Below are 26,617 nucleotides of genomic sequence, written 5' to 3'. Positions count from 1 at the left end.
CTCGGTCCTCCGTAAGGCCGGTCGCGAACGGCCTTACGGAGGGGCGGCTGTCGAACGGCCGTCGTGCGCAGGGCTACTCGGGGCCGCGCCGGGTACCCGGACGGGACCGGAGATTCCGGAACCGAAAGGGGAGGCGAAGCCTCATGGGGCTCGGCGGATGCATCATCCTCATCGCCGTGGGGGCCATACTCACGTTCGCGACCGACTGGCACATGCACGGCGTCAATCTCACCGTCGTCGGCCTGATCCTGATGGCCGTCGGGCTGATCGGCGTCGCCACATTCAGCGGTATCGCCCGGCGTCGGCGGGTCGTCGTGCCGCCCACGACGCCGATCGTGGAGGAGGAACCCCACCGCCATCACCACCACACCGGTGACGGCTACACCGACGGCTACGGCATCTGAGACCCGCTCTCCTGCTCGTCCAGGCCCGCCAGGACGAGCGGCAGACGGTCCGTCGCCCCCTCGGTGAGGCGGACCGGGACACCCCAGTCCTGCTGGTGCACATGGCACGCGGGGTACTCGTTGGCGGGATCGTCGTCGCAGGACGCGGCCATCGCGGATATGTGCAACACCCCTTCCCGGACGGCCGCGTCGAGCTCCAGCTCGCGGCTCAGGTCGCTGCCCGCCCCCTCGCCCTTGAGCAGCAGCCCGGGCGGGGTGGAGGAGACCAGGAGACGGGTGGAGGGGCCGTACCGGGTGTCCAGCTTCTGGCCCTGCGGAGCCTGGAAGACGACGTCCAGCCGCAGCCGGCCGGGGGCGACCTCGGTGGCCGCGCGCCGGGTGCGGTGGGCCACCGGCTCCACGCGCACCGCCTCCTCCGGCAGCCGCAGCCGGGTCAGCCGGTGCCGGGCCGACTCCACCACCACGATGTCCGCGCCGACGAGCACCGCGTCGCTGGGCTCCCGCAGATCCGTGGCGAGCGTGGTCACCTCGCCGGTCGCGGGGTCGAAGCGGCGCAGGGCGTGGTTGTAGGTGTCGGCGACCGCGACCGAGCCGTCCGGCAGCGCGGTGACGCCCAACGGGTGCTGGAACAGCGCCTGTCCGGCCGCGCCGTCCCGATGCCCGAAGTCGAACAGGCCGGTGCCGACCGCGGTGTGCACCGCCCCGTCGGGGTCCACCCAGCGCAGGGCGCTGGTCTCGGAGTCGGCGAGCCAGAGCCGGTCGGCGGTGGCCGCGAGCCCGGAGGGCTGGGCGAACCACGCCTCGGCGGCGGAGCCGTCGACCAGTCCCTCGTTGGTGGTGCCGGCCGCGACGGCGACCGTGCCGTCCTCCGGGTCGTACGTCCACAGCTGGTGGACGCCCGCCATGGCGATCCACACCCTGCCCTGCCACCAGGCGACGTCCCAGGGCGAGGAGAGGTCGACCTCGCGGGCCGGTCCCGAGGTGGCGGCCCCCTGCATCCACTGGTGCCCGGTGCCCGCGAGGGTGGTAGTGCGGCCCGTCGACGGGTCGAAGCGGCGCAGGGCGTGATTGACGGTGTCCGCCACCACCACGGTGCCGTCGGGCAGCAGGGCGAGCCCCTGCGGCTCCTGGAACCGGGCACGGTGCTCCGGGCCGTCGGTCAGCCCCCGGTCGCCCTGGCCGATCCGCCGTACGACCGTCTCCCCGTCCGCCGCCAGCTCCACCAGCTGATGCCGGGTGGTGTCGCTGACCAGCAGATTCCCGGACGGGAGCGGCAGGGCCTTGCCGGGGAAGCGCAGCACCGTCGGCTCCGGCTCCGGCGGGACGTACGGGCCGTCACCGCGGCGCAGCGTGCCCTTCGCCGCGTGCTCGGCCTCCAGCTCCGTCACCAGCCGCTCGATCGCGTGCACATGGCCCTCGCCCGCGTGCTGGGCGACGACGTACCCCTCCGGGTCGATCACCACGAGCGTCGGCCACGCGCGCACCGCGTACTGCTTCCAGGTGGCCAGCTCGGGGTCGTCGAGCACCGGGTGCGCCACTCCGTACCGCTCCACCGCGTCCACGACCGCGCCGTGTTCCGCCTCGTGCGCGAACTTGGGGGAGTGCACGCCGATGACCACCACCGTGTCCGGGTGCCGGTGCTCCAGCTCGCGCAGTTCGTCCAGGACGTGCAGGCAGTTGATGCAGCAGAAGGTCCAGAAGTCCAGGACGACGATGCGGCCGCGCAGGTCGGACAGGGTGTACTCGCGGTCGCCCGTGTTCAGCCAGCCGCCCTTGCCGATCAGCTCGGGGGCTCGGACGCGGGGGCGCCGGGGTGGTGCGGAATCGGTCATGGCTCAAGAGTGCCACCGGCCTCCGACATCCCGCTCGGCCTGTGGATAACCCGGACAACTCGGCTCCACGGCCTGTGGAAAAACGGCCCGCGCACGGCGGATCGCCCCACGCCCGCCGTGATGAATCCGCCGAACCTGGGAAGGGCTCAGGACATGAGATTCCTGGTACGCGACCGGCTCCTCGGCATCGGCGAAGACTATTGGATCGAGGACGAGCACGGCCGCAAGGTCTTCCTCGTCGACGGCAAGGCCATGCGGCTGCGGGACACCTTCGAGCTGAAGGACGCCCAGGGCCGGGTCCTGATCGACATCCACCAGAAGATGTTCGCCCTGCGCGACACGATGGTGATCGAGCGGGACGGCGAGGGCCTGGCCACCATCAAGCGCAAGCGGCTGTCCCTGCTGCGCAACCACTACCGCGTCGCGCTGGCCGACGGCTCCGAGCTGGACGTCAGCGGCAAGATCCTCGACCGCGAGTTCGTCGTCGAGTACGACGACCAGGTGCTGGCCGTGATCTCCCGGCGCTGGCTGCACCTGCGGGAGACCTACGGCGTGGACGTGGTACGCGAGGACGCGGACCCGGCGCTGCTCATCGCGGTCGCGGTGTGCGTGATCCACCTCGCGGAGAAGGAGCGGGAGGACCACTGACGGGCCCGGCGGCTGACGGGCCCGGCGACTGAGGGGCCGGACATGCCGGGCGGCTGGCATGACGGACGACCGGCGTACCGGACGGCTGACGTACCGTCGGCGGGGCCGTCGGCGCGCGGACGGCCCCCGCTATCGCCGGGGCGTCGCCAGCCCCAGCACGCGGTCCTTCAGCGCGGGGAACTGCTCGCGCGTCGCCGCCACCTTCGCCGGGTCGAGGTCGACCGTGAGGACCTCCTCGCCGGCACCGGCCTCGGCCAGCACCTCCCCCCAGGGATCCACCACGATCGAGTGACCCGCCTGCGGAACTCCCGCGTGCGTCCCGGCCGTTCCACAGGCGAGCACGAACGCCTGGTTCTCCACCGCCCGCGCCCGGGCCAGCAGCGTCCAGTGCGCGCGGCGCCGCTCGGGCCAGCCCGCCGGGAGCACCAGCAGCTCGGCACCGGCGTCGACCAGGGCTCGGAACAGCTCGGGGAAGCGCAGGTCGTAGCAGGTGCCGAGGCCGAGCGTGGTGCCGGGCAGCGGGACCGTCACCGGCTCCCGCCCCGCGCCCATCAGCACGGCCTCGCCCTGGTCGAAGCCGAAGCGGTGGATCTTGCGGTAGGCGGCGGCCAGTTCACCGGAGGGGGAGAAGACGAGAGAGGTGTTGTAGAGGGTCCCGTCGTCCGGCGCGGAGCCGTCGGCGGACGCCGCGCGCTCGGGGATCGACCCGGCGTGCAGCCACACGCCCGCGTCGGCCGCGGCCGACGCCATCGTCTCGTAGGTCGGTCCGTGCAGCGGCTCGGCCTCGCGGCCGAAGTCCTCATAGGCGAAGGCGCCGGTGGTCCACAGCTCGGGCAGCACCACCAGGTCGGCCCCGGCCTGGGCCCGGACCAGCGCGGCCGCGCGCTGCCTGCGCGAGACGGGCGATTCGCCCTCGTCGACGGCGATCTGGATCAGAGAGGCGCGCACACTACCACCGTCCTGGCATTCGAGTCGTCCATACGGGCCTACGATCGTCACGCGAAAGCACTGCCGGGGTGCCTGCCAGCAGCGTAACTTAGCTTCCCAGACACCCGCCGACGTGCAGCCGCCGCCCGCTGGCACCGCCGCCGCAACCTGCCCGTGTACCGACCGCCGAGGGGTCCCGTTCCGTGAGTCTGCATCCCACCCTCCAGCCCTACGCCGACGCCTGGACGCACTCCGTCGACGCGATATCAGAGATGGTGCAGCCACTGCCCGAGGCCGAGTGGAACCGGCGGACGCCGTGCCCGGGATGGTCGGTACGCGATGTCGTCTCGCACGTCATCGGCCTGGACTGCGAGCTGCTCGGCGACCCGCGCCCCATCCACTCCCTGCCGCGCGACCTCTTCCACGTCGCCAACGAGCACCAGCGCTACATGGAGATGCAGGTCGACGTCCGCCGCCACCACACGGCGCCGGAGATGACGGCCGAACTGGAGTACACGGTCATCCGCCGCAACCGCCAGATGCGCAACGAGAACCGCGAGCCCGGTGCCACCGTGCGCGGCCCGATGGGCAGGGAGATCACCCTCGAACACGCCTACCGGACGCGCGCCTTCGACGTCTGGGTGCACGAACAGGACCTGCGGACGGCGCTCGGCCGCCCCGGCAACCTCGACTCGCCCGGCGCGTACGTCACCCGTGACTTCCTGCTGGACGCGCTGCCGAAGATCGTGGCGAAGGACGCGGACGCGCCCCGCAGTTCGGCCGTCGTCTTCGATGTGCACGGGCCCGTGGAGTTCCTGCGCACCATCCGCGTCGACATCCAGGGCCGCGGCACCCTGGAGACCGCCCCGGCGCTCGGCCCGGTGGCCTCCCTCACCCTCGACTGGGAGACCTATGTCCGGCTGGCCTGCGGCCGGGTGACCCCCGAGGCGGTGGCGGACCGCGTCAAGACGGAGGGCGACCAGGAGCTGGCGGAGGCCATCCTGCGGAACTTCGCGGTGACGCCGTGACGTCATGGCCCTGTGGCGCCGTGACGCCGTGACCGCCCTTTCCCCGGCGGGAATTGAGGGTGCCGGCAATTCGGTGGTGGCGGTCGGGGCGACCTTCTAGCGTTGCCCGGTATGACCATCGACCTGCCTCGGCTCGCCCGGCTCACCTTCCACGGCCCCCTCTCGGAAGCCCGCGCGACCGCCATGGTCCAGCGGCTCGCGGCCAACCGTCCCCGCACCGTGCTGGACATCGGCTGCGGCTGGGCCGAGTTGCTGCTGCGGGTGCTGGACGCCGTCCCGGGCGCCACCGGAACCGGTGTCGACCTGAACGCCGAGGACATCGCGCGCGCCCGGAAGAACGCCGAGGAACGCGGGCTCGGCCACCGGGTGCGGTTCGCCGAGGAGTCCGCCGTGGGCACCGAGCGGGGCCCGGCCGACCTGGTGCTCTGTCTCGGCGCGACCCAGGCCCTCAGCGAGGCCGAGCCGCCGACCGCCGAGGCCCTGCGCGCACTGCGGCGCCTGGTGACCGACCGGGGCCGGGTGCTGGTCGGCGAGGGTTTCTGGCAGCGGCCGCCCACCGAGGCCGAGTTGTCCGGCATGTGGCCCGGTGCCGCCCCGGACGACCACGACGACCTCGGCGGACTGCTCGACCTCGCGGTGGAGGCCGGTTTCCGCCCGGAGTGGACCGAGACGGCGAGCCCCCAGGAGTGGGAGGAGTTCGAGTCGGGTTACCAGGCGGGCCTGGAGGTATGGCTCGCCCAGCACCCGGACCATCCGCTGGCGCCCGAGACCCGCGCCCGCCTGGACCGGCACCGCGGCCAGTGGATGAGCTACCGGGGCGTCCTCGGCATCGCGTACCTCACCCTCGTACCCGACCAGCGCTGACCCGGGACCCCGGCGTGCGGCTCACGCCGGTACGTGCACCGTCTCCACCCGGCTGGCCACCAGCCGCTCCCGCTCACGGCGGGCCGCCCGGGACCGCAGTCGCAGGATCTGGCTGAGGCCGATCGCCTGGAGGACGAACACCGCGCTGAACGCCACCTGGTAGTCGTCGCCCGTCGCGTCCAGCAGCACGCCGATCGCGAGCAGTGTGGTCATCGAGGCGATGAAACCGCCCATGTTGGTGATGCCGGACGCGGTGCCCTGACGCTCGGGCGGGTTGGCCGGGCGGGCGAAGTCGAAACCGATCATCGAGGCGGGCCCGCAGGCGCCGAGCACCGCGCACAGGACGATCAGCAGCCACATCGGGGCGTGCGGCGCGGGGTAGGCCAGCGTCGACGCCCACAGCAGCGCGGTCGCCGCCACCGTGCACAGCGCGAGCGGCAGCCGGGCGGTGTGGTGCCGGGCGATGACCTGGCCGTAGACCAGTCCCACCACCATGTTCGAGAGCACGACGAGGGTCAGCAGCTCACCGGCCGTGGCCCGGCTGAGCCCCTCCGCCTCGACCAGGAACGGCAGGCCCCACAGCAGCAGGAAGACCATCGCCGGGAACTGGGTGGTGAAGTGCACCCACATCCCGAGCCGGGTGCCCGGCTCCCGCCAGGCCTCGGCGATCTGCCGACGTACGTAGGCGGAGCCCTGGTGCGGGAACGGCGCGGGCTCGTGCCCCTCGGGGTGGTCCTTCAGGAACAGCAGGGTCAGTACGAGGACGACCACGCCGGCCAGCGCGCTGCCGGCGAACGCCTGCGTCCAGCCGATGCTGTGCAGCAGCCGGGCCAGGACGAGGGTGGAGATGAGGTTGCCCGCCATGCCGACCAGGGCCGCGAGCTGTGCGACCAGGGGGCCGCGGCGGGCCGGGAACCAGCGGGTGCCCAGGCGCAGCACGCTGATGAACGTCATCGCGTCACCGCAGCCCAGCAGCGCCCGGGAGGCGAGCGCGGTGCCGTACGACGGCGAGAAGGCGAAGCCCAGCTGCCCGAGCGTGAACAGGACGGCGCCCAGGGCCAGCACCTTCTTGGTGCCGAGGCGGTCGACCATCAGGCCGACGGGTATCTGCATGCCGGCGTAGACCAGCAGCTGGAGTATGGAGAAGGTGGACAGCGCCGAGGCGTTCACATGGAAGCGGTCGGCCGCGTCGAGGCCCGCCACGCCCAGCGAGGTGCGGAAGATGACGGCGACGAAGTAGACCGCGACGCCTATGGACCACACGCCGACGGCCCGGACGCCGCCCGGCGGGTCACCCGGAAGGGTGAGCTTGTTCATCGGACCTCACCCCGCGCGAGCAGCGAAACCCGGCTCACGTGCCGGTGCACGACCCCGACGGCCGCGTCCGCGTCCCCGGCACGCAGCGCCTGGAGGATCTCCTCGTGCTCGGCGAGCGTGGTGGCCACCCGGTCAGGGTGGGAGTACATGACGGCGACGCCCATCCGCAGCTGGCGGTCGCGCAGCTGGTCGTAGAGGCGGGCCAGGATCTCATTGCCCCCGCTGCGGACGATCTCGGCGTGGAAGCAGCGGTCGGTCACCGCGGCCTCGGCCAGCTCCCCGGCGGCGACCTGCGCCTTCTGCCGCTCCAACAGCTCGGCCAGCCGCTCCACCAGGCCCGGCGGGGCGGGTACGGCCTTGCGCGCGGCGTGCTCCTCCACCAGCAGCCGGGTCTCCACCACATCGGAGATCTCCTGCGCGGAGACGGGCAGCACCAGGGCGCCCTTCTTCGGGTAGAGCCGGATCAGGCCCTCCACCTCCAGCCGCAGCAGCGCCTCCCGCACGGGGGTGCGCGACACGCCCACGGCCTCGGCCAGCTCGCCTTCGGTGAGGAGGGTGCCGCCCTCGTAGCTCCGGTCGAGGACGCTCTGTTTGACGTGCGTGTAGACGCGGTCGGCGGCGGGTGGCTGCTTGGCGGGAGGGGCAGAGTGCGGGACGGCCGTCTTCATGCCTACAGGATAGATACAACAGGTACGCAACGTGCGCGGGCGTCCACGATGCGGACGTGACACCCGTCTCCCCCGGATGGCCACACAACCTTCTGTGCTACCTACGTGTCAGACAGATGCGGCCCTTTTCTCTGAGCACCTCAACTCGGCCGCATCCAGGGGCATTCCAGACAATCGGGGTATTCACTTTGATTACCGGCATCAAGGGCATCCGCCTCCGCCGAGCCACCGCCGTCGCGATCACCTCCGGTGCGCTGATCGCCACCGGCGCCCTGACCGCGGCGCCCGCACAGGCCGTCACCACGCCCTCGATCGGGGCCAAGGGCGGCTATGTGATGAACAACGGGAGCGGTTCGACCCTCTACACCAAGGCCGCGGACACCAAGCGGTCCACCGGGTCCACGACCAAGATCATGACGGCCAAGGTCGTCCTGGCGCAGAAGAACCTGAATCTCAACGCCACGGTGACGATCCAGAAGGTGTACAGCGACTACGTCGTCAAGAACAACGCCTCTCAGGCCCACCTGATCGTCGGCGACAAGGTGACCGTCCGCCAGCTGCTGTACGGGCTGATGCTGCCCTCCGGCTGCGACGCCGCCTACGCCCTCGCGGACAAGTACGGCTCCGGCTCCTCCCGCGCCGCCCGCGTGTCGAACTTCATCGGCAAGATGAACAGCGCCGCCAAGAGCCTCGGCCTGAAGAACACGCACTTCGATTCCTTCGACGGCATCGGCAACGGCAAGAACTACTCGACGCCGCGCGATCTCACGAAGATCGCCAGCAGTGCGATGAAGAACTCCACGTTCCGCACCATCGTCAAGACCAAGTCGTACACGGCCAAGACGAAGACCAAGTCCGGTGGCACCCGCACGATGGGCGCCTGGGTCAACACCAACGGTCTGCTCAAGAGCTACAGCGGCACCATCGGCGTGAAGACCGGCTCCGGTCCCGAGGCCGGCTACTGCCTGGTCTTCGCCGCCACCCGCCACGGCAAGACCGTCATCGGCACCGTCCTGTCCTCCAGCTCCATCACCCAGCGCGAGTCGGACGCCACGAAGCTCCTCAACTACGGCTTCGCCAAGCTCGGCTGACCACGGACGCCGGTTCACCGGCTCGTCCGCAGCACAACCCGGGCCCGTCGCACCCAGCGGCGGGCCCGTCGCGCTGTCCGGGGCCGTGCTGCCACCGGAGCCGGGCACCGAACGGCCACCGGAGCCGGGAGGCCGGGCGGGGTGCCGGGATGAAGCGAATGGTGCTAGCTTCATTAGCACCATGTTGCTGCGTCTGGACACCACCGACACCCGCCCCCTGCACGAGCAGGTTGCGGCGGCGATCCGACGGGCCATCGCCGAGGGTGAATGCCGTGCGGGCGAGCGCCTGCCCTCCGCCCGCGATCTCTCCACGGCGCTGGACCTCAACGTGAACACCGTCCTGCGGGCCTTGCGCGAACTGCGCGACGAGGGACTGCTGGAGTTCCGCCGGGGCCGGGGCATCACCGTCGCCGAGGGCGCCGCGGCCCCCCGCTCGGGGCTCCGGATCAAGGTGCGGGAGCTGGTGGCCGAGGCATCCCGGCTGGGATACAGCCGGACCGATCTCATCGACATGATCCGGGAGTCGTCATGACGGACGGGCACGACGGGGGACCCGGCCGGCGCCGGGCCGGGCGCTGGGCACTGGTGGGCGGTACGGCGGCCGTCGCCGCGCTGGTCGCCGGGCTTCCCTGGCTCCAGCGAGGCCGGCTCCCCGACCGGCTGGCCACCCACTGGAGCGGCGGCCCGGCACCCGACGGCTCGATGCCGCTGTGGTCGGCCTCCCTGGTACCGGCCGCGGTCTGGCTGGTGCTCGCCCTCGCCCTGAGCGTGCGATGGCGCCGCTCCTGGGCCGGACCCCGCTCCTGGCTGCCGATCGCCCTCGCCCCCACCGGTGTCGTCCTCGTCGGCGCCCAGGTCTCGATCGTGCGGGCGAATCTCGATCGCGCCGACTGGCACCAGGCCCGCCAGCCTGGCTGGTGGATCGCCGTCACCCTGGCCCTCGCCGCCGCGGCCGGGGTGCTCGCCTGGCGGCTGACCGTCCGGGCCACCGCCACCGCGCCCCGGGCCGGGACACCGGAGCTGGACCTGGCGCGGGACGAGCGCCTGGTCTGGTTCTCCCGCACGGCCAACCCCTGGCTCCAGTCGCTGTCGGCGGTGGCCGGCCTGGTCGCCGTCGGCTCGGCGCTGGGGCTGGTGCTGGGTCTGGCTCCCGCCGCGACGCTCTGGCCGGTGTGCGCCGCCTGTGCCGTCCTCGCTCTCGCGGGCGGTGTCTCCTCCTCGGTCCGGGCGAAGGTCTCGGAGGCGGGCCTGGAGGTCTCCTTCGGCCCCCTCGGCTGGCCCGCCCGCCGCTGGACCCCGGACGCCCTCGAATCCGCCCGCGCCGAGCGGCGCCTGCCCTCCCAGGTCGGCGGCTGGGGCTACCGGCTCAGCGGCCTCGGCACCACGGTCATGCTGCGCGCCGGTGACTGCCTGGTCGTACGCCCCCGGGGCCGCCGTTCCGACTTCGCGGTGAGCGTGGACGACGCGGAACGCGGGGCGGCTTTGCTGAACGCCCTCCGCGCCCGTCGGCCCGAATCGGGCCGATGAGTCGCGGCCCGGCGCCTTGGCCCTTCTACCGCGCCGGTATTCGGGGAAGTCGGTCGTAGGTCTTGAAGGTGTACGACGCGTCGTACGTCATCAGGTTCCCCTCGGCCGCCGGGAGGCCGAGGCGGTGGTTGACGAGCGGGGCGAGCGGTCCGCAGTGCTCGGCGGCGGGGGCGGCGAATGTGTCGTCGTAGGCCGAGAACTCGATCAGCGGCGGATCCTGGGAGACCCAGGTGGAGGGACCCGAGCGGTTCAGCCGGAAGTCGACGGGGGCGGTGGCGCCGATGGTGCAGCCGGGAGCCAGCAGGTGGCCGAGGAGCCGGAAGCGGAGACTGAACGTGCCGGTGTAGAAGTCGGACCGGCCCCCGTACTCGGGCCGTATCGAGAGGCCCCGGACACCCGGCACGCTCGTCGGCGTGCTGTGCATCGCGCCCCACACCTGCCCGTCGCCGCCGTCCGGCAGGGGCCCCTCGGCGTGTGTCATGGTGATCGGAGCGAGCCGCACCGTCACCTTCCCGATGGTCAACACCGGTGCCGCGGTGTGCACTTCGCATCTCCAGCGGGCCGGGTCGACCCCGCCGGGCAGGGGCGGGCAGTCACGGAAGTCGGTCGTGGGCACGGCGGCGGACACGGCGGCCCGGGGCGCGGCGACCGCGACGCCGGGTGCGGACACGGCCGCCGTACCGGCGAGGACGGCCGCACCCGCGACGGCGGCGGCGCGGCGGAAGGACACCCGCCGCACGAGGGCGGAACGGCGAACAGGACCCGAACCGGTCCCGGGAGCAGTGGATTTCGTCATGCCACCAGCGTGCCGCCGACCGCCACACCCTCACCATCCGTGACACCCCTGGCGGGACCCTGACCCGCCCCTGATACGCCGTCAGGGAACGACCGGGAAAAGGCTCGGGGACCGGCTCCGTTCCCCTCCCGCAATTCACGGGCCGAATTGCGGCAAGCGCACCTTTCCCTCCACTCCGTCGACGAACTCCCGCCCTGTCCCGGCCCCTTGTCAGGAGCCGTCCACATTCGGTTCAGAAAAAGTCGGTGAGGCGTACAACCGTTCGTAGGTGTCACGTGTCTTTCTTGCGAGCCAACAGGCTCACTACATCGTTCAGAGCCCGCATACCCCCCATGCATCGTGCGCGAGGCTCTCTCCACGTGGGGAACACAGATGCGTATTCGTGCCAGCCTGGCCGCCGTGACGATGTCCGGTGCCGTGGCGCTCACCGCGCTTCTCGCTCCTGCCGCGCAGGCGGCGGACAGCCCGAAGATTCCGCACGGCTTCACCTCGAAGCCGTCCGTCGGGCGCAACGCGCCGGCCGACGAGAAGCAGGGTGACATCCAGATCACCAAGGTCACCGACAACGCCAACAAGGACGTCGTCGTCGGCCTCGGCAAGAAGACGTTCAACATCTACGTCACGGCCACCGCCCCGTCCGGGATCTACAGCGCCGATGCCATGCTGTGGCACGGCACCAGCCTGGACAGCGACGTGGACGGCGTGCTCTACACGGACAGCGACTCCAGCAACGCCACCTGCGACAACTGGAGCGCCACGAGCGCCACCTGCAAGATCACGATCACCGCCACGCCGGGCACCGACCTGTACGACAGCGCCCTGAACGGCAAGTGGAACGTGGCCGTCTACGCGGTCGCCAACAACGGCGACTACATCGAGACGGACGTCTACAAGAACCGCTGGGTCAAGCGTGCCGCCAGCTTCAGCGGTTTCAACGCCGCTCCGGAGCCCGTCACCAAGGGCAAGACCATCACGGTCACCGGCACCCTGAACCGTGCCAGCTGGTCGTACATGAAGTACTACGGCTACGGCAGCCAGTCCGTGCAGCTGCAGTTCAAGCCCGCGAACAGCAGCACCTACAGCACGGTGAAGACGATCAAGAGCTCGTCCACCGGCTACCTGAAGACCACCGTCACCGCCTCGGTGGACGGCACCTGGCGCTTCCACTACGCCGGTAACGCCAACTCCTCCGTCGCGGACGCCTACGACTACGTCGACGTGCGCTGACCCTTCGCCGGAGACGGCGGTATGACGAAGGCCCTGTGGAGCGATCCACAGGGCCTTCGGATTTACCCGGAAGGGCCGGTCACGCCCAGGTGATCAGCCGCTTCGGCTGCTCCAGGATCGCGGCCACGTCGGCCAGGACCTTGGAGCCGAGCTCGCCGTCGACCAGGCGGTGGTCGAAGCTCAGGGCGAGGGTGGTCACCTGGCGCGGCTTGACCTTGCCCTTGTGGACCCACGGCTGGAGCTTGATCGCACCGATGGCGAGGATCGCCGACTCGCCCGGGTTGAGGATCGGCGTGCCGGTGTCGACGCCGAAGACGCCGACATTGGTGATCGTCACCGTGCCGCCCTGCATGGCGGACGGGGAGGTCTTGCCCTCGCGCGCCGTGGCCACCAGTTCGCCGAGGGAGTCGGCCAGCTGGGGCAGCGTCTTGGCCTGCGCGTCCTTGATGTTCGGCACGATCAGACCGCGCGGGGTTGCCGCCGCGATGCCCAGGTTGACGTAGTGCTTGACCACGATCTCCTGGTTGGCCTCGTCCCAGGACGCGTTGACGTCCGGGTTGCGCTTGATCGCGACCAGCAGGGCCTTGGCGATCAGCAGCAGCGGGTTGACCCGCCTGCCCTGCATCTCCTTGTCCTGCTTCAGCTCCTCGACCAGCTTCATGGTGCGGGTCACGTCGACCGTCACGAACTCCGTGACATGCGGGGCCGTGAACGCCGAGCCGACCATCGCCGCCGCGGTCGCCTTGCGCACACCCTTGACGGGGACACGGGTCTCGCGGGCACCGTCGTACGACGCCACCGGGGCGGGCGCGGCCGGAGCCGCCGCCACCGGCGCGGGCGCGGTCACGGAAGCGGGCGTGGCCGCCGCGTGGACGTCCTCGCGCGTGATGATCCCGTCCGGGCCGGACGGGGTGACCGCGGTCAGGTCGACGCCCAGGTCCTTGGCCAGCTTGCGCACCGGGGGCTTGGCCAGCGGGCGGGGGCCGTCCGCCGCCGGGGCGTGGCCGTTCAGCTCGGGCTGGGCGGGCGCCGGGACGGTGACCTCGGGGCCCTTGCGCGGGCGGCGCTTGGTCGCGGAGGTCGACACGCCGTAGCCCACCAGGACCGGCTGACGAGCCGCGGGCTTGGCCTCCTCGGCCGAAGCCGGAGCCGGAGCCGAAGGCGCTGCCGCTGCCGACACAGCCGGAGCCTCCGGAGCCGCGGGCGCCGCCGCCTCGGCCTGCGCGGGAACCGGGGCCGGAGCCCCGCCCGCCACCTGCACCGTGATGATCGCCGTGCCCACGTCGACCGTGGTCCCCTCGGGGAACCGCAGCTCGCTGACCACGCCGTCGTAGGGGATGGGCAGTTCGACGGCCGCCTTGGCGGTCTCGACCTCGCACACCACCTGGCCGTCGGTGACCGTGTCCCCCGGCTGGACGTACCACTTGAGGATCTCGGCCTCGGTCAGCCCCTCGCCCACGTCGGGCATCTTGAACTCGCGTACGGACGCGTCCGTCATCGTCGTCACGACCCTCTCCCTCAGTACGCCAGCGAGCGGTCGACGGCGTCGAGCACGCGGTCCAGGTCCGGCAGGTACTCCTCCTCCAGGCGGGCCGGCGGGTACGGGGCGTGATAGCCGCCGACCCGGAGCACCGGGGCCTCCAGGTGGTAGAAGCAGCGCTCGGTGATCCGGGCGGCGATCTCGCCACCGGAGCCGAAGAACACCGGCGCCTCATGGACCACGACCAGGCGGCGGGTCTTCTCGACCGAGGCCTGGATGGCATCGAAGTCGAGGGGGGAGACCGAGCGCAGGTCCAGGACCTCCAGGCTCTTGCCCTCCTCGGCGGCCGCGGCGGCGACCTCCTGGCACAGCTTCACCATCGGGCCGTAGGCCGCGAGGGTCAGGTCGGTGCCCTCGCGGACCACCTGGGCCTTGTGCAGCGGGGCGGGGATCGCCTCGACGTCCACCTCCGCCTTGTCCCAGTAGCGGCGCTTGGGCTCGAAGTAGATCACCGGGTCGTCGCTCTGGATGGCCTGCTGCATCATCCAGTAGGCGTCCGACGCGTTCGACGGGCTGACGACCTTCAGGCCGGCGACGTGCGCGAACAGGGCCTCGGGGGACTCGGAGTGGTGCTCGACCGCGCCGATGCCGCCGCCGTAGGGGATGCGCACGACGACGGGCATCTTGACCTTGCCGAGCGAGCGCGCGTGCATCTTGGCGAGCTGGGTGACGATCTGGTCGTACGCCGGGAAGACGAAACCGTCGAACTGGATCTCCACCACCGGCCGGTAGCCGCGCAGGGCCAGGCCGATCGCGGTGCCGACGATGCCGGACTCGGCGAGCGGGGTGTCGATGACCCGGCTGTCGCCGAAGTCCTTCTGAAGGCCGTCCGTGACCCGGAAGACGCCACCGAGCTTGCCGACGTCCTCGCCCATGACCAGGACCTTGGGGTCGGCCTCCAGGGCGCGGCGCAGCGACTCGTTGATGGCCTTGGCCATCGCCATCTTCTCGGCCATCTCAGTGACCCCCTTCTGCGTCCGCGAACGACGCCTGGTAGGCGGCGAACTGGGCCCGCTCCTCGTCGACGAGCGCGTGCCCGTCCGCGTACACGTTCTCGAAGATGGCGAAGTGGTCCGGGTCGGGCATGGCGCGGACCGCTTCGCGCACCCGCTTGCCCAACGCCTCGGACTCCGTTTCGAGTTCCTCGAAGAATCCCTCGTCCGCGTGGTTCGACGCCTCCAGATGGCGGCGCAGGCGCAGGATCGGGTCCTTGGCCTCCCAGGCCTGCCGCTCCTCGTCGCCACGGTAGCGGCTGGGGTCGTCGGAGGTGGTGTGGGCGCCCATGCGGTAGGTGAACGCCTCGACCAGGGTCGGGCCCTCGCCGTTGCGGGCGCGCTCCAGGGCCCACTTGGTGACCGCGAGGCAGGCCAGCACGTCGTTGCCGTCCACGCGCACGCCCGGGAAGCCGTAGCCCTGGGCGCGCTGGTAGAGCGGCACCCTGGTCTGCTTCTCGGTCGGCTCGGAGATCGCCCACTGGTTGTTCTGGCAGAAGAACACCACGGGCGCGTTGTAGACCGCCGAGAAGGTGAACGACTCGGCCACGTCGCCCTGGCTGGAGGCACCGTCGCCGAAGTAGGCGATGACGGCCGAGTCCGCGCCGTCCTTGGCCACGCCCATCGCGTAGCCGGTGGCGTGCAGCGCCTGCGAGCCGATGACGATCGTGTACAGGTGGAAGTTGTTGCTGTTCGGGTCCCAGCCGCCGTTGTTCACGCCGCGGAACATGCCGAGCAGGTTGGTCGGGTCCACACCGCGGCACCAGGCGACGCCGTGCTCGCGGTAGGTCGGGAAGACGTAGTCGTCCTCACGGGTGGCCCGGCCGGAGCCGATCTGGGCGGCCTCCTGGCCCAGCAGGGAGGCCCACAGGCCCAGCTCGCCCTGGCGCTGGAGTGCGGTGGCCTCGGCGTCGAAGCGACGGGTGAGCACCATGTCGCGGTAGAGACCGCGCAGGTCTTCGGGGGTGATGCCGGCGACGTAGGAGTCGTACACGGCGTTCTTGACCCGCTTGCCCTCCGGCGTCAGAAGCTGCACGAGCTCGGGCTCGGTGCTCTTCTTCGCGCCGGCGCGCGCGGCGCGCGGGGCCCGGGTCGTGCTGGTGGTGCGCTTGGCGCCGGTGGCTCCGGACTCGGTCCCGGCCGAGTCGGCCTTGCTGCCGGTGGTGCCGGCCTTGCCTGCGGCGCTGCGCTTGCGCGCGGCACTGCTGTCCACGGTCACGTGTGCTCCTCCGTCGTTCCGGCCCCCGGGGTTGCCGGTAGGCCAGTGCGGCTCACCTGTTTCGACCACCGGGCACGGGGTGGGTGCCACTCGGCCGGGAACAGGCGTGACAGGTGCCCCGGCGAGCGCCCTGCGACCATTACGTTACCCAGTGCTCCACATTTCTGTGAAACCCCACTTGACCTGCGATTTTGCTTGGATTTCCAAGTAAATCGAGGAGATGCGGAAGCGCGCTGGTCACAGCCTTGCGGCAAGGCCGGAGCAAGCGAACGTTATCCCGGTCACCCAGGTGACGGGAAGAGTTCCCGAAGGGAGAGCGGTCCGGTGCTTTGTGGGAGGAAAACTCCGAAACCTTGAAAAGCCTCAAGTCCGAGCCTCAAGACCAAGCCTCCAGACATGCTCGAACACGGCGGGCATTCCCCTTCGGCCCGGTGCACCCTGTGACCGATTGCGACCGCCGACGACTGACTGTGAAAGCCCCAGCTCACAGGGTATTTTTCGTGCCCTAGCATCTGCGGCGTGCCGCGCCTTTGTGTACCACCCCCCATGTCCCACGCGCCCCCTCTGGGCGCCCTGCTCCGCCTGTACGACGCCGCCGGGACGCCCCTGGCCTGCGAACCCGTCGACCAGGGGCTGCTCAACCGCGGCTACCGGCTGTGCACCACGCGCGGCCGGTATTTCCTCAAGCACCACTTCGACCCCGACACCGCCGACCCGGCCGCCATCGAACGCCGGCACCGGGCCACCCAGCGCCTGGCCGCCCTCGGCGTGCCGGTCGCCGTGCCGCTCGCGCACCGCGAGGGCCGTACCGTCGCCGTCGTCGGCGGCCACGCCTACGCCCTGCACCCCTGGATCGACGGCGGACACCGCCACGGCGGCCAGCTCACCCGCTCGGAGAGCGCGCGCCTGGGAGCGCTGCTGGGCGCCGTGCACGCCTGCCTGGAGCGCGTGATGCCGCCCAAGGGGCGCACCCGCCCGGCCACCAGCCCCCATCCCGTGGAGAGCGCCGACCCGGCCGACACGTTCACGCTCATCGACGAGTTACTCGCCCGGGTGCGCCGGCACCGCCCGGCCGACGCCTTCGACACACTGGCCCGGCACCGGCTGCGGGAGCGGCGGGTGCTGCTGGAGCGGCACGCGGACCGGCGCCCGCCGCCCGGCGGCCCGGTGGGCTGGGTGCACGGCGACTTCCACCCGTTCAACCTGCTCTACAAGGACGGCACCCCAGCGGCCATCGTGGACTGGGACCGGCTCGGCGTGCAGCCCCGCGCCGAGGAGGCCGTGCGCGCCGCCGCGATCTTCTTCGTACGCCCCGCGGGCGCCCTGGACCTGCCGAAGGTGCGGGCGTACGCCCGCGCGTACCGGCGCGCGGCCGATGTCACGCCCGCGGAGCTGGCGGCGGCCGTACGCCGGGTGTGGTGGGAACGCCTGAACGACTTCTGGATGCTGCGCTGGCACTACGAGCGCGGCGACACCCGGGCCGACTGCCAGTTCCCGGCCGCCTCGGCGCTCGTGGTGTGGTGGACCCGCGAGTACGACGCGGTGTGCGACGCGTTCACCGGGTGAGCGGGTTTACGTCCGCCCCGGCGGCCGAGGAGCGGTCTTCCACCGGCCCGTGAACGCGACCGGGGCCCGGTTTCCCGGGCCCCGCGGATGTCCTCTTGGCGGACGATCCCGCCGTATTCGACCGACGGGCAGCCCTGCCGGCAATCAGCCGGTGGCAGCCCCGCCGATGTTCAGCCGGTGGGCAGTCCCGCGGCCCCGCCCGCCGCCGCGTTGCCGTCGGTGGCGTTGCCGGCCGTGGTGCCCGCGTCCGTACCGCCACCCGTGGCGCCGGTGTCGGTGCCGCCGTCCGCTGCGCCGCCGTCCGCGTTGCCGCCGTCCGTCGGGTCCGTGGGCTGCGTCGACGTGGGCGGGGTCTTCGTCGGCTGGTCGGTGGGTCCGGTGGTCTCCGGGTCGGTCGGGGTGTACGACGGCGTGTACGACGGCGACCAGCCCGACCCGGAGCCGATGCCCGTCCCGTCGTCGGTCGAGGTGTCCGTGGGCTGCCCGGTGCTGTCGTCGCTCGGGCTCGACGTGGCCGAGTCGTCGTCGGTGCTCTTGGTGTGCGTGGCCGGCGGCTTGGTGTCCGTACCGGCGCCGCCGCCGCTGCCCGCGCCCTTCAGCGCCAGCGCCACACCCGCCGCGATGGCGATGACCGCGAGCACGGCGAGGATCCACAGCTTGCCGCGGCCGCTGCCCTTGTTGCCGTGCCCCTCGAAGCCGCCGTCGTCGCCATGGCCGTAGCCCTGCGGCAGCAGCGGCTGCGGGATCTGCGTGGTACCGGCGCCGGCCATCGGGTGCGACATGGCGGTGGTCCCCGCGAAGCCGCCCGCCGGGGTGTGCCGGCCGTCGTGCGCCGCCACCGGGCCGGTGTTCCAGGTGCCGGTGTGACCGCCCTGGTCGTACAGCATCTGGAGGCCGTACTGGACCAGGCCGCGCATCTCCTCCGCCGTCTGGAACCGGTCGTCCGGCTCCTTGGCGAGCGAGCGCATGACCAGGCCGTCCAGCTCCGGCGGGCAGGCCTGGAGGACCTGCGACGGCGCGACGGGCGTGTCCTGGACGTGCTGGTAGACCACGGACAGCGGCGTCTCGCCGGTGAACGGGGGCCGCAGCGCGAGCAGTTCGTACAGCAGGCAGCCGGTCGCGTACAGGTCGGAGCGGTGGTCGACGGCCTTGCCGAGCGCCTGCTCGGGGGAGAGGTACTGGGGGGTGCCCATGACCATGCCGGTCTGGGTCATCGTGGACTGCGCGCCGTGCAGGGCGCGGGCGATGCCGAAGTCCATCACCTTGACGGCGCCGCTGTCGGTGATGATCACGTTCGCGGGCTTGATGTCGCGGTGCACGATGCCGTGCTGGTGCGAGTAGGCGAGGGCCTCCAGGACGCCGGAGACAATGATCAGCGCCTGCTCGGGCCCGGGCGCCTCCGCGTTGATCAGCAGATCGCGGATGGTGCGGCCCTCGACCAGCTCCATCACGATGTACGGCACCGACTGGCCGCCCACGACGTCCTCGCCGGAGTCGTACACGGCGACGATCGCGTGGTGGTTGAGCCCGGCGACCGACTGTGCCTCACGCGTGAATCGCGCCTTGGAGACGGGGTCCTCGGCCAGGTCGGCGCGGAGCAGCTTGACCGCGACCGTACGGCCCAGACGGACGTCCTCGGCCGCGAAGACCTCGGCCATGCCGCCCCGGCCCAGGCGATGCGTGAGCCGGTACCGGCCGTCGCCGACCAGCCCCGCGTTGCCCCAGTTCTCCGGCCCGTCGGACATGCCGCCGCCGCCAGACGCCTCCGGGTCGGACGGGCCCTGGGCGCTGTGCGTCTGTGCCATCAGTCCTCGCCGTCGTTTCTGCCCGCGATGCGCGCGGTGTTGTCACGGTCTCCGTCGGCCACGCTACAGCCTCCGTGGGGGCCGCCGGTCCGGAACCGGAACCGGGACCGACTCTGCGACGGACCGGTCATGAAACCCTCAGCACGGCTCCTCGTGCAAATTCTGTGTGCCGCTCGCACGCCCCCTGTAACGCTTGCGCGACGCTTCTTGCCCGTACGGTCACGGAACGGGCACCGAGCTTGACGTGTCAGTGGCCTGGGGCAGACTTGGCCGGGAATGACACATTCGATCAAGGCCTGTGCGACGAGCCAAGGTGCCGGACGGCCGATGGGGGACGCGGAGAGATGAGCCAGGACGGCACACACGGCCGGTACTCGGGGCAGGGTCTGGCCGGTGGCCGATACCAGCTGCGCGACTTGCTCGGCGAGGGCGGCATGGCCTCGGTGCACCTCGCCTACGACTCCGTACTGGACCGCCAGGTCGCGATCAAGACACTGCACACCGAGCTGGGCCGGGAGCAGGCCTTCCGCGAGCGCTTCCGCCGCGAGGCCCAGGCCGTGGCGAAGCTCACGCACACCAACATCGTCTCCGTCTTCGACACGGGCGAGGACGACCTGGGCGGCCTGGCGACTCCGTACATCGTCATGGAGTACGTCGAGGGCCGCCCGCTGGGCTCGGTCCTGGAGGAGGACATACGGCGGTACGGCGCCATGCCCGCAGACCAGGCGCTGAAGGTCACCGCGGACGTGCTCGCGGCGCTGGACATCAGCCATGAGATGGGCCTGGTCCACCGCGACATCAAGCCCGGCAACGTGATGGTGACCAAGCGCGGTGTGGTCAAGGTCATGGACTTCGGCATCGCGCGCGCCATGCAGTCCGGCGTGACCTCGATGACGCAGACCGGCATGGTCGTCGGCACCCCGCAGTACCTCTCGCCCGAGCAGGCCCTCGGCCGCGGCGTGGACGCCCGCTCCGACCTGTACTCGGTCGGCATCATGCTCTTCCATCTGGTGACCGGGCGGCTGCCGTTCGACGCGGACTCCCCGCTGGCGATCGCCTACGCGCATGTGCAGGAGGAGCCGGTCGCCCCCTCCGCCATCAACCGCTCGCTGCCCCCGGCGGTGGACGCGCTGGTCGCCCGCGCGCTGCGGAAGAACCCGAACGAGCGCTTCCCGACCGCCGACGCCATGCGCGAGGAGTGCCTGCGGGTCGCCGCCTCCCTCCAGGCGGCCGCGCCGAGCATCGTGCCGAACGCCGGTCCGCAGCAGAGCGGCTCGGGCGTCGGCTCCGCGGTGTTCCCGCCGGTCGACCAGAGCCGGCAGACGCCGCCCGGACCGGTGCAGACGCCGTACCAGCCGGGTCCCTACGGGCCCCAGACCCCGGCACCGGCCACGCCCGCGCCGTCCTACGGCTATCCCCAGCAAGGGGGCTACCAGACGCCTCCGGTGGGCTACGGGCCCGGCACCCCGCCGCCGTACGCGGGGACCCCGCAGACGACCACGCAGGGGTCAGGCCCGGGCGGCGGCAAGAGCGGCAAGGCCGTGATCATCGGCGCGGTCGGGGTGTCGCTCGTCGCGGTCGTCGGCCTGGTCGTCGCGCTGACCATGAACAGCGGTGGCGGCGGCGGTGACGACACGGGCGGGCGCGGTGGCTCCAGCAGCTCGGCGTCCCCCACCCACCAGGCGGGTTACCGGGGCCCGGACACCACCCGGGTGATCGACAAGACCAAGTGCACGGAGCCTTCCGAGTCCTACGACGACCCGAGCAAGATCCAGCTGCCCGATTTCCGCTACAAGGACATCAACTCCGTGAAGGCCTGCTTCCAGGCCGCGGGCTGGACGCTGCACGTCAAGAAGGTGGACGACAACACCTGGGGCGACGGCACGGTCATGGACCAGTTCCCGTCCGAGGGCACGGATGTGAACGCCAAGGACCCGGGCACCATCGAGCTGAGCGTGTCGACGGGTAATCCGCCGCAGCAGTGACGCGCGTACGAGGAGGGGCCCGGCGCTCGTGCGCCGGGCCCCTTTCGCGTGTTCGGCGCGCGAAACCTCGTATGCGGGAGGGGAATCCTCGGGGGACCCGTAGGACCCGTAGGGCCCCGTAGGACCCGGTCGGGGCCTAGAGGTACGGGCCGCCCGAGTGCCCGCCCGTGTGCTGGTCGTCGCCCTCGGGGCCCGACACACCCGGCGGGAGCGCCCGGCGCATCTGCTCCAGCTGCGCCCGCGCGGCCATCTGCTGGGCGAACAGCGTGGTCTGGATCCCGTGGAAGAGGCCCTCCAGCCAGCCGACCAGCTGTGCCTGGGCGATACGCAGCTCGGCGTCGCTCGGGGTGACATCGTCGGTGAACGGCAGCGACAGGCGCTCCAGTTCCTCGACCAGCTCCGGCGCCAGACCGTCCTCCAGCTCCTTCACGGAGCTGGCGTGGATCTCCCTCAGCCGCACCCGACTGGCCTCGTCGAGGGGAGCGGCACGCACCTCCTCCAGGAGCTGCTTGATCATGCTGCCGATCCGCATGACCTTGGCGGGCTGCTCGACCTGCTCGGTGACCGGAATCTCGCGGGAATCGTCGTCCCCGCCTCCGCCGCCGAGCGCCATCCCGTCCTGGCCCACGACGAGGATCTGGGGCTTCTCCGGCGACCGTTCGTTCCTCGGCATCTCCATGCCGTCATTCTCTCGCACCCGCCCACCTCACCACCGGGGCGCCCCCCGGTGCAGCGGATCCGCCGTTTAGACCCGTCGGCCCAACCCGGAATGCCCGGAGAGTCCGGCGATGTGAGGCTGTTCCCGTCGGTTCATCATCGATCACGCGCTCACACCAGCTGGGCTCCGGGAGGTCACCGACGTGACTCCATGGCTGCGACTCACCCACCCCTGTCTGCGGCTGCTGCTCGTCCTCACGGCGGCCCTGCCCGCCTACGGCACCGCCGCCGCGTACGCCGCCGAGGCCGGTCCCCCGCACTCCCCCACCGCGCGCCACCCCGCCGGCACGCCCTCGGCCTCGTCCTCGCCCTCCGGCCCCGCGGGCGGCTCGGGCGGTGCCGGGGGGTCCCCGGCGTCCGGGAGCACCACGGGTTCCGGGCACTCCGGGCCCGATCAGCAAGGCCGCCCGGAACACGACGGCGCCGGCCCCCAGCACCCGGCCCCGCCGTCGGGATCCGCCTCCGCCCTGTACCACGCGCCGTCCGGCGAGCCGTCCCGGGCGGGGAGCGGGGCCGGTGAGGGGAAGCTGCACCCGGGGCGGCAGGACGGGCCCTGGGCCCAGGTGGAGGGCGACGAGGACGCCGTCCCCGGCTCCGCCGCCGCACAGCCGGCGGAGCCGGAGACCGCGGAGACCCCGACGGCCTCCCGGCCCACCGAGGAGGCGGGCCTCGATCCCACACCGGGGCAGTCGGCCGAGCAGAACGCCACCCGGCAGAGCGAGAACGCCAGCGAGCCGACCCTGCGGATCCTGCCGCTCGGCAGCGGGCTCGTCCTCATCGGCCTGGGCCTCGGCCTGGCCTTCCTGGGACTGCGGCTGCGCAGGACCTGAGCCCCGGGACCGGACGGCTGCAGGACCTGAGCCCCGGGACCAGACGCTGCGCTACGGCGCCACGAGCAGCACCTTGCCGATGTGGCCGCTCTCCTCCAGCACCCGGTGCGCCTCGGCGGCCCGCGCCATCGGCAGCTCACGGTCCACCACCGGACGCACATGCCCCCCGGCGATCAGCGGCCAGACGTGTTCGCGCACCGCGGCGACGATGGCCGTCTTCTCCTCCACCGGCCGCGCCCGCAGCGAGGTCGCGGTGACGGCGGCCCGCTTGTGCAGCAGCGCGCCGATGTTCAGTTCGCCCTTGGCACCGCCCTGGAGTCCGATGATCGCCAGGCGCCCGTTGATCGCCAGGGCCCGCACATTGCGGTCGAGGTACTTGGCGCCCATGTTGTCGAGGATGACGTCGGCACCCGCGCCGCCGGTGGCCTCCTCGACCTCGGCGACGAAGTCCTGCTCCCGGTAGTTGATCAGGATGTCCGCGCCCAGCTCGGCGCAGCGCTCCAGCTTCTCCTTGGTCCCGGCGGTCACCGCGACCTTGGCGCCGACCGCCTTGGCCAACTGGATCGCCATGGTGCCGATGCCGCTGGAGCCGCCGTGCACCAGCAGGGTCTCACCCGGCCGCAGATGGGAGATCATGAACACGTTGGACCAGACCGTGCAGGCCACCTCGGGCAGCGCGGCGGCCCGCACCAGGTCGACGCCCTCCGGCACCGGCAGCAGCTGCCCGGCCGGTACGACGACCTTCTGCGCGTAACCGCCGCCCGCGAGCAGCGCGCACACCTCGTCGCCCACGGTCCAGCCGGACACCCCGGGGCCGATCGCGGCGATCCGGCCGGAGCACTCCAGGCCGGGGTAGGGGGACGCGCCGGGCGGCGGGTTGTAGAAACCCTGCCGTTGCAGGACATCGGCACGGTTGACGGCGCTGGCCACCACCTCGACCAGCACCTCGCCCTCGCCGGCCACCGGTTCGGGGACCTCGTCCCACACCAGCGCCTCGGGACCACCAGGTTCGGGAATCGTGATCGCATGCATGTCGGTGACGCTACTCCCCCCGATGTGCCGGCCGACCGCGGCGCTCGACGGCCCCGCCCTAGTCCCTGGGCAGGGGACGCGGATGCGGGGTGATCTGGGTGCCGGGGCTGGCGCGCACGATGGTGATGAGCCGGTCCGTCAACTGGAGGGTGCCGATGGACCGGTCGTCGTAACCGAGCACCCGATGCCCGCGTACGACGCTCACCACGAGGTCGTCGATCTCGCGCGGCCCCTTGCCCGCCTCGGCGCGCACCACCGGCCGCTCCACCAGGTCCAGGCCGCTGCCCTGCTGGATGAGGTCCTCTATGACCATGCCGGCGGCGGGGCTGAGGACGGACAGGCCGAGCAGCCGGCCGGCCGCGCTGGCGCTGGTGATGACCGCGTCGGCGCCGGACTGCCGCAGCAGCGGGGCGTTCTCCTCCTCGCGCACCGCGGCCACGATCTTCGCGCTGCGGTTGAGCTGACGTGCGGTCAAGGTGACCAGCACGGCGGTGTCGTCGCGCTGCGGGGCCACGATGATCTGCCGGGCCTTGTGCACCTCGGCGCGCCTGAGCACATCGCTGCGGGTGGCATCGCCCATGACCCCCGCGTAGCCGTCGGCGGTCGCCGCGTCGATCACCTTGGCGCTGGGGTCGACCACGACCACCTGCTCCTTCTTCAGCCCGGTCGCGCAGACGGTCTGCACGGCCGAGCGCCCCTTCGTGCCGAAGCCGACGACGACGGTGTGCTCGCGCAAGGCGGACCTCCAGCGTTTCTGGCGCCATTCCTCCCGGGTGCGCTCGGTGAGGACCTCCAGCGTGGTGCCGACCAGGATGATCAGGAACAGCACACGCAGGGGCGTGATGACGAAGATGTTGGTCAGCCGGGCGCTGTCGCTGACCGGGGTGATGTCACCGTATCCGGTGGTGGAGAGGGTGACGGTGGCGTAGTAGAACGAGTCGAGCAGGTCCACGGAGTCATCGGCGCTGTCGTGGTAGCCCGCGCGGTCGGCGTAGACGACCAGCGCGGTGAGGACCAGCACCAGCAGCGCCATGAGCAGCCGCTTGGCGACCTGGCGGAGCGGCCGTTCCACCACCTTCACCGGCAGCTTCACCCGGTGGACGACCGAGCGTTCGTCCACCGTGAGGGTGTCGTCCTGCGGAATCCCGGTGGTGTCCTGGGCGTTGAGGGTGTCGCCGTCCGCGTGTTTCACGTGAAACATACCCCGATCCCCGCGGTCGCCCAGGGCAGGTCCAGCAGCTCCGTCTCCGCGCCCTGCCGGGCCCCGCCCGGCGGCACGACGGCCAGCGCGTCGGCGGCGGCGATACCGCGCAGCATGGCCGGGCCGTTGTAGTGCAGCGGTACGGCGCGATCGCCGCGCAGCACCACGGGCACGAGCCGGGTGTCGTACGGGTGCCCGTGCACCGTCTCCGTCAGCGGCAGCGTGTACGGCTCGGGGGCAGGGCGCGCGGCGAGGGTGCGCAGCAGCGGTTCGGCGAGCGTGATGAGGCCGGAGACGGCCGCGAGGGGGTTGCCGGGCAGACCGACGAGGTGCTGGTCGTCCTTGACGCGGGCCAGCAGCATGGGGTGGCCGGGCCGCACCTTCACGCCGTCGACGAGGAGTTCGGCCCCGATGCGTTCCAGGGTGGGGTGGACATGGTCGTGGGGTCCGGCGGCGGTGCCCCCGGTGGTGACGACCAGGTCGGCCGTCGAGGCGGTGATCGCCTTGTGCAGGGCCTTGGCGTCGTCGCGGATCCGGCGCACCGCGACGACCTCGGCGCCGAGCGCCCGCAGCCAGGGCGGCAGCATGGGGCCGAGCGCGTCCCGGATCAGCCCCTCACGCGGCAGCCCTTCGGTCAGCAACTCGTCCCCGAGGACCAGGACTTCGGCGCGGGGCCGGGGGACGACGGTGACGGTGTCGTATCCCGCGGCCGCGGCCAGGCCGAGGACGGCCGGGGTGATCTGGGTGCCGACGGGCAGCAACTGGTCGCCGCTGCGGCACTCCTGGCCGCGCGGGCGGATGTCCTGGCCATGGCCCATGTCCCGGGTGGCGTGCAGTCGGCCCTGGGCGTCGGTGCGGCCGTGCTCGGTGCGCAGGACGGCGGTGGTGTCGGCGGGGACACGGGCGCCGGTCGCGATGCGGACCGCCTCGCCGTCGGTGAGCGGCGCGGGCTGGGCGTGCCCGGCGAGCACCCCTTCCTCGCGCACCGCCCAGGGTCCGGGTCCGGCGACCGCCCAGCCGTCCATCGCGGAGGTGTCGAAGGAGGGCAGGTCGCTGAGCGCGTCGAGGGGCGCGGCGAGGACGAGGCCGAGGGCGTCACCGAGGGGGACGGAGAGGGGGGTGCGGCGAGGGGCCGATGAAGATGACGGAGTGGCGGGCCGGGGCGCGCGGGTGGCCCGGGCGGCGCGGGCGGCGATCTCGCGGGCCTGGGGCCAGGGGGTGGCGCGGTGCCGTTCCGCCGGGTCGCGGAGATCGGAAGAGGCCAGGGGGTGGCGCGGTGCCGTTCCGCCGGGTCGCGGCGGCGCGGCCCGGCGGGCAGCGGGTCCCGGGCCGGGCCGGTGCCGTCGTCCTTGGCGTCCCTCACGAGGGCCAGGGCCTCCTCGACATCGAGGTCGTCGCTGT

Annotated in this window: 23 protein-coding genes and 1 pseudogene; 11 read left to right on the top strand and 13 right to left on the bottom strand. The window is 72.0% G+C overall.

Going from position 1 to position 26,617, the window contains the following annotated elements; genetic code table 11:
• Positions 1–143 precede the first annotated feature (143 nt).
• A complete protein-coding gene (locus tag ACLF5H_RS25925) occupies positions 144–404 on the top strand; it encodes a DUF6458 family protein (protein WP_085565692.1) in 261 nt (86 codons plus the stop codon).
• Here the strand turns inward: ACLF5H_RS25925 and ACLF5H_RS25920 are convergent.
• Positions 392–2,236, bottom strand: coding sequence for an NHL domain-containing thioredoxin family protein (locus ACLF5H_RS25920; RefSeq protein ID WP_421678421.1), 1,845 nt, complete (start codon positions 2,234–2,236; stop codon positions 392–394). The genes ACLF5H_RS25925 and ACLF5H_RS25920 overlap by 13 nt on opposite strands.
• Positions 2,237–2,389: 153 nt before the next feature.
• Between ACLF5H_RS25920 and ACLF5H_RS25915 the strand changes: the two genes are divergently transcribed.
• Positions 2,390–2,884 carry an LURP-one-related/scramblase family protein gene (locus tag ACLF5H_RS25915; protein WP_421678420.1) on the top strand — a complete coding sequence of 165 codons (495 nt, stop codon included), beginning with the start codon at positions 2,390–2,392 and terminating at the stop codon, positions 2,882–2,884.
• A gap of 129 nt (positions 2,885–3,013) precedes the next feature.
• Here the strand turns inward: ACLF5H_RS25915 and ACLF5H_RS25910 are convergent, their stop codons facing one another.
• Positions 3,014–3,832: a carbon-nitrogen family hydrolase gene (locus ACLF5H_RS25910; RefSeq protein WP_421678419.1), complete on the bottom strand. Its 819-nt coding sequence runs from the start codon at positions 3,830–3,832 to the stop codon at positions 3,014–3,016.
• A gap of 182 nt (positions 3,833–4,014) precedes the next feature.
• Between ACLF5H_RS25910 and ACLF5H_RS25905 the strand changes: the two genes are divergently transcribed.
• Both ACLF5H_RS25905 and ACLF5H_RS25900 read left to right on the top strand, forming a co-directional pair.
• Complete coding sequence (locus tag ACLF5H_RS25905; RefSeq protein WP_421678418.1) at positions 4,015–4,839, top strand: maleylpyruvate isomerase family mycothiol-dependent enzyme; 825 nt, start codon at positions 4,015–4,017, stop codon at positions 4,837–4,839.
• A gap of 111 nt (positions 4,840–4,950) precedes the next feature.
• The gene (locus ACLF5H_RS25900) at positions 4,951–5,703 is read left to right on the top strand and encodes an SAM-dependent methyltransferase (protein WP_421678417.1); all 753 of its coding nucleotides are present in this window, start codon (positions 4,951–4,953) and stop codon (positions 5,701–5,703) included.
• A gap of 21 nt (positions 5,704–5,724) precedes the next feature.
• Here ACLF5H_RS25900 and ACLF5H_RS25895 read toward each other — a convergent pair whose 3' ends face one another.
• Together ACLF5H_RS25895 and ACLF5H_RS25890 are read right to left on the bottom strand one after the other, a co-directional pair.
• Entirely contained in the window at positions 5,725–7,020 is a 1,296-nt protein-coding gene (locus ACLF5H_RS25895) for an MFS transporter (RefSeq protein WP_421678416.1), read from the bottom strand.
• Positions 7,017–7,688, bottom strand: coding sequence for a GntR family transcriptional regulator (locus ACLF5H_RS25890; protein ID WP_421678415.1), 672 nt, complete (start codon positions 7,686–7,688; stop codon positions 7,017–7,019). The genes ACLF5H_RS25895 and ACLF5H_RS25890 overlap by 4 nt, the downstream gene beginning before the upstream one ends.
• 188 nt (positions 7,689–7,876) lie before the next feature.
• Between ACLF5H_RS25890 and ACLF5H_RS25885 the strand changes: the two genes are divergently transcribed.
• From ACLF5H_RS25885 to ACLF5H_RS25875, 3 genes are all read left to right on the top strand, one after another.
• Positions 7,877–8,779, top strand: coding sequence for a D-alanyl-D-alanine carboxypeptidase family protein (locus tag ACLF5H_RS25885; protein WP_421678414.1), 903 nt, complete (start codon positions 7,877–7,879; stop codon positions 8,777–8,779).
• Positions 8,780–8,960: 181 nt separating this feature from the next.
• Positions 8,961–9,311: a GntR family transcriptional regulator gene (locus ACLF5H_RS25880; protein WP_421678413.1), complete on the top strand. Its 351-nt coding sequence runs from the start codon at positions 8,961–8,963 to the stop codon at positions 9,309–9,311.
• A complete protein-coding gene (locus ACLF5H_RS25875; RefSeq protein WP_421678412.1) occupies positions 9,308–10,306 on the top strand; it encodes a DUF1648 domain-containing protein in 999 nt (332 codons plus the stop codon). The genes ACLF5H_RS25880 and ACLF5H_RS25875 overlap by 4 nt, the downstream gene beginning before the upstream one ends.
• Before the next feature lie 25 nt (positions 10,307–10,331).
• Here ACLF5H_RS25875 and ACLF5H_RS25870 read toward each other — a convergent pair whose 3' ends face one another.
• A complete protein-coding gene (locus ACLF5H_RS25870; RefSeq protein ID WP_421678411.1) occupies positions 10,332–11,102 on the bottom strand; it encodes a hypothetical protein in 771 nt (256 codons plus the stop codon).
• 372 nt (positions 11,103–11,474) lie between these two features.
• On the opposite strand from ACLF5H_RS25870, the gene ACLF5H_RS25865 reads away from it, so the two are divergent.
• Entirely contained in the window at positions 11,475–12,329 is an 855-nt protein-coding gene (locus tag ACLF5H_RS25865) for a calcium-binding protein (RefSeq protein ID WP_421678410.1), read from the top strand.
• Between the two features lie 79 nt (positions 12,330–12,408).
• Here the strand turns inward: ACLF5H_RS25865 and ACLF5H_RS25860 are convergent, their stop codons facing one another.
• From ACLF5H_RS25860 to pdhA, 3 genes are read right to left on the bottom strand one after another with little or no spacing between them, the layout of a single operon-like run.
• Positions 12,409–13,836, bottom strand: a complete 1,428-nt coding sequence (locus ACLF5H_RS25860; RefSeq protein ID WP_421678409.1) for a dihydrolipoamide acetyltransferase family protein — start codon at positions 13,834–13,836, stop codon at positions 12,409–12,411.
• A gap of 11 nt (positions 13,837–13,847) precedes the next feature.
• Positions 13,848–14,825, bottom strand: coding sequence for an alpha-ketoacid dehydrogenase subunit beta (locus ACLF5H_RS25855; protein WP_085565680.1), 978 nt, complete (start codon positions 14,823–14,825; stop codon positions 13,848–13,850).
• 1 nt (position 14,826) lies between these two features.
• Positions 14,827–16,080 (bottom strand): pyruvate dehydrogenase (acetyl-transferring) E1 component subunit alpha, encoded by a 1,254-nt coding sequence (pdhA, locus tag ACLF5H_RS25850; RefSeq protein WP_421678408.1) that lies wholly within the window; start codon positions 16,078–16,080, stop codon positions 14,827–14,829.
• A gap of 546 nt (positions 16,081–16,626) precedes the next feature.
• On the opposite strand from pdhA, the gene ACLF5H_RS25845 reads away from it, so the two are divergent.
• Positions 16,627–17,646 carry a phosphotransferase gene (locus ACLF5H_RS25845; protein WP_421678407.1) on the top strand — a complete coding sequence of 340 codons (1,020 nt, stop codon included), beginning with the start codon at positions 16,627–16,629 and terminating at the stop codon, positions 17,644–17,646.
• A gap of 170 nt (positions 17,647–17,816) precedes the next feature.
• Here the strand turns inward: ACLF5H_RS25845 and ACLF5H_RS25840 are convergent, their stop codons facing one another.
• Positions 17,817–19,451, bottom strand: a complete 1,635-nt coding sequence (locus ACLF5H_RS25840; RefSeq protein WP_421678406.1) for a protein kinase domain-containing protein — start codon at positions 19,449–19,451, stop codon at positions 17,817–17,819.
• Between the two features lie 344 nt (positions 19,452–19,795).
• Here ACLF5H_RS25840 and ACLF5H_RS25835 point away from each other — a divergent pair, with 344 nt between their 5' ends.
• Entirely contained in the window at positions 19,796–21,436 is a 1,641-nt protein-coding gene (locus ACLF5H_RS25835) for a protein kinase domain-containing protein (RefSeq protein ID WP_421678405.1), read from the top strand.
• A gap of 136 nt (positions 21,437–21,572) precedes the next feature.
• Here the strand turns inward: ACLF5H_RS25835 and ACLF5H_RS25830 are convergent, their stop codons facing one another.
• Positions 21,573–22,115, bottom strand: a complete 543-nt coding sequence (locus ACLF5H_RS25830) for a bacterial proteasome activator family protein (RefSeq protein ID WP_085565677.1) — start codon at positions 22,113–22,115, stop codon at positions 21,573–21,575.
• Between the two features lie 181 nt (positions 22,116–22,296).
• Here ACLF5H_RS25830 and ACLF5H_RS25825 point away from each other — a divergent pair, with 181 nt between their 5' ends.
• Positions 22,297–22,983: a hypothetical protein gene (locus ACLF5H_RS25825; protein ID WP_421678404.1), complete on the top strand. Its 687-nt coding sequence runs from the start codon at positions 22,297–22,299 to the stop codon at positions 22,981–22,983.
• Positions 22,984–23,034: 51 nt separating this feature from the next.
• Here the strand turns inward: ACLF5H_RS25825 and ACLF5H_RS25820 are convergent, their stop codons facing one another.
• The 3 genes and pseudogenes from ACLF5H_RS25820 to ACLF5H_RS25810 all read right to left on the bottom strand — a co-directional run.
• Positions 23,035–24,015 carry an NAD(P)H-quinone oxidoreductase gene (locus tag ACLF5H_RS25820; RefSeq protein WP_421678403.1) on the bottom strand — a complete coding sequence of 327 codons (981 nt, stop codon included), beginning with the start codon at positions 24,013–24,015 and terminating at the stop codon, positions 23,035–23,037.
• A 58-nt stretch (positions 24,016–24,073) separates the two neighbouring features.
• Complete coding sequence (locus ACLF5H_RS25815) at positions 24,074–25,216, bottom strand: potassium channel family protein (RefSeq protein WP_421678402.1); 1,143 nt, start codon at positions 25,214–25,216, stop codon at positions 24,074–24,076.
• Positions 25,204–26,448, bottom strand: a pseudogene (locus tag ACLF5H_RS25810) (molybdopterin molybdotransferase MoeA); the annotation flags it as partial. The pseudogene ACLF5H_RS25810 and the gene ACLF5H_RS25815, both read right to left, overlap by 13 nt.
• Positions 26,449–26,617 lie beyond the last annotated feature (169 nt).

The organism is Streptomyces sp. LaBMicrA B280 (assembly GCF_049222185.1).
GTDB lineage: Bacteria > Actinomycetota > Actinomycetes > Streptomycetales > Streptomycetaceae > Streptomyces > Streptomyces murinus.
This window is presented reverse-complemented; position numbering and strand designations above follow the sequence as displayed.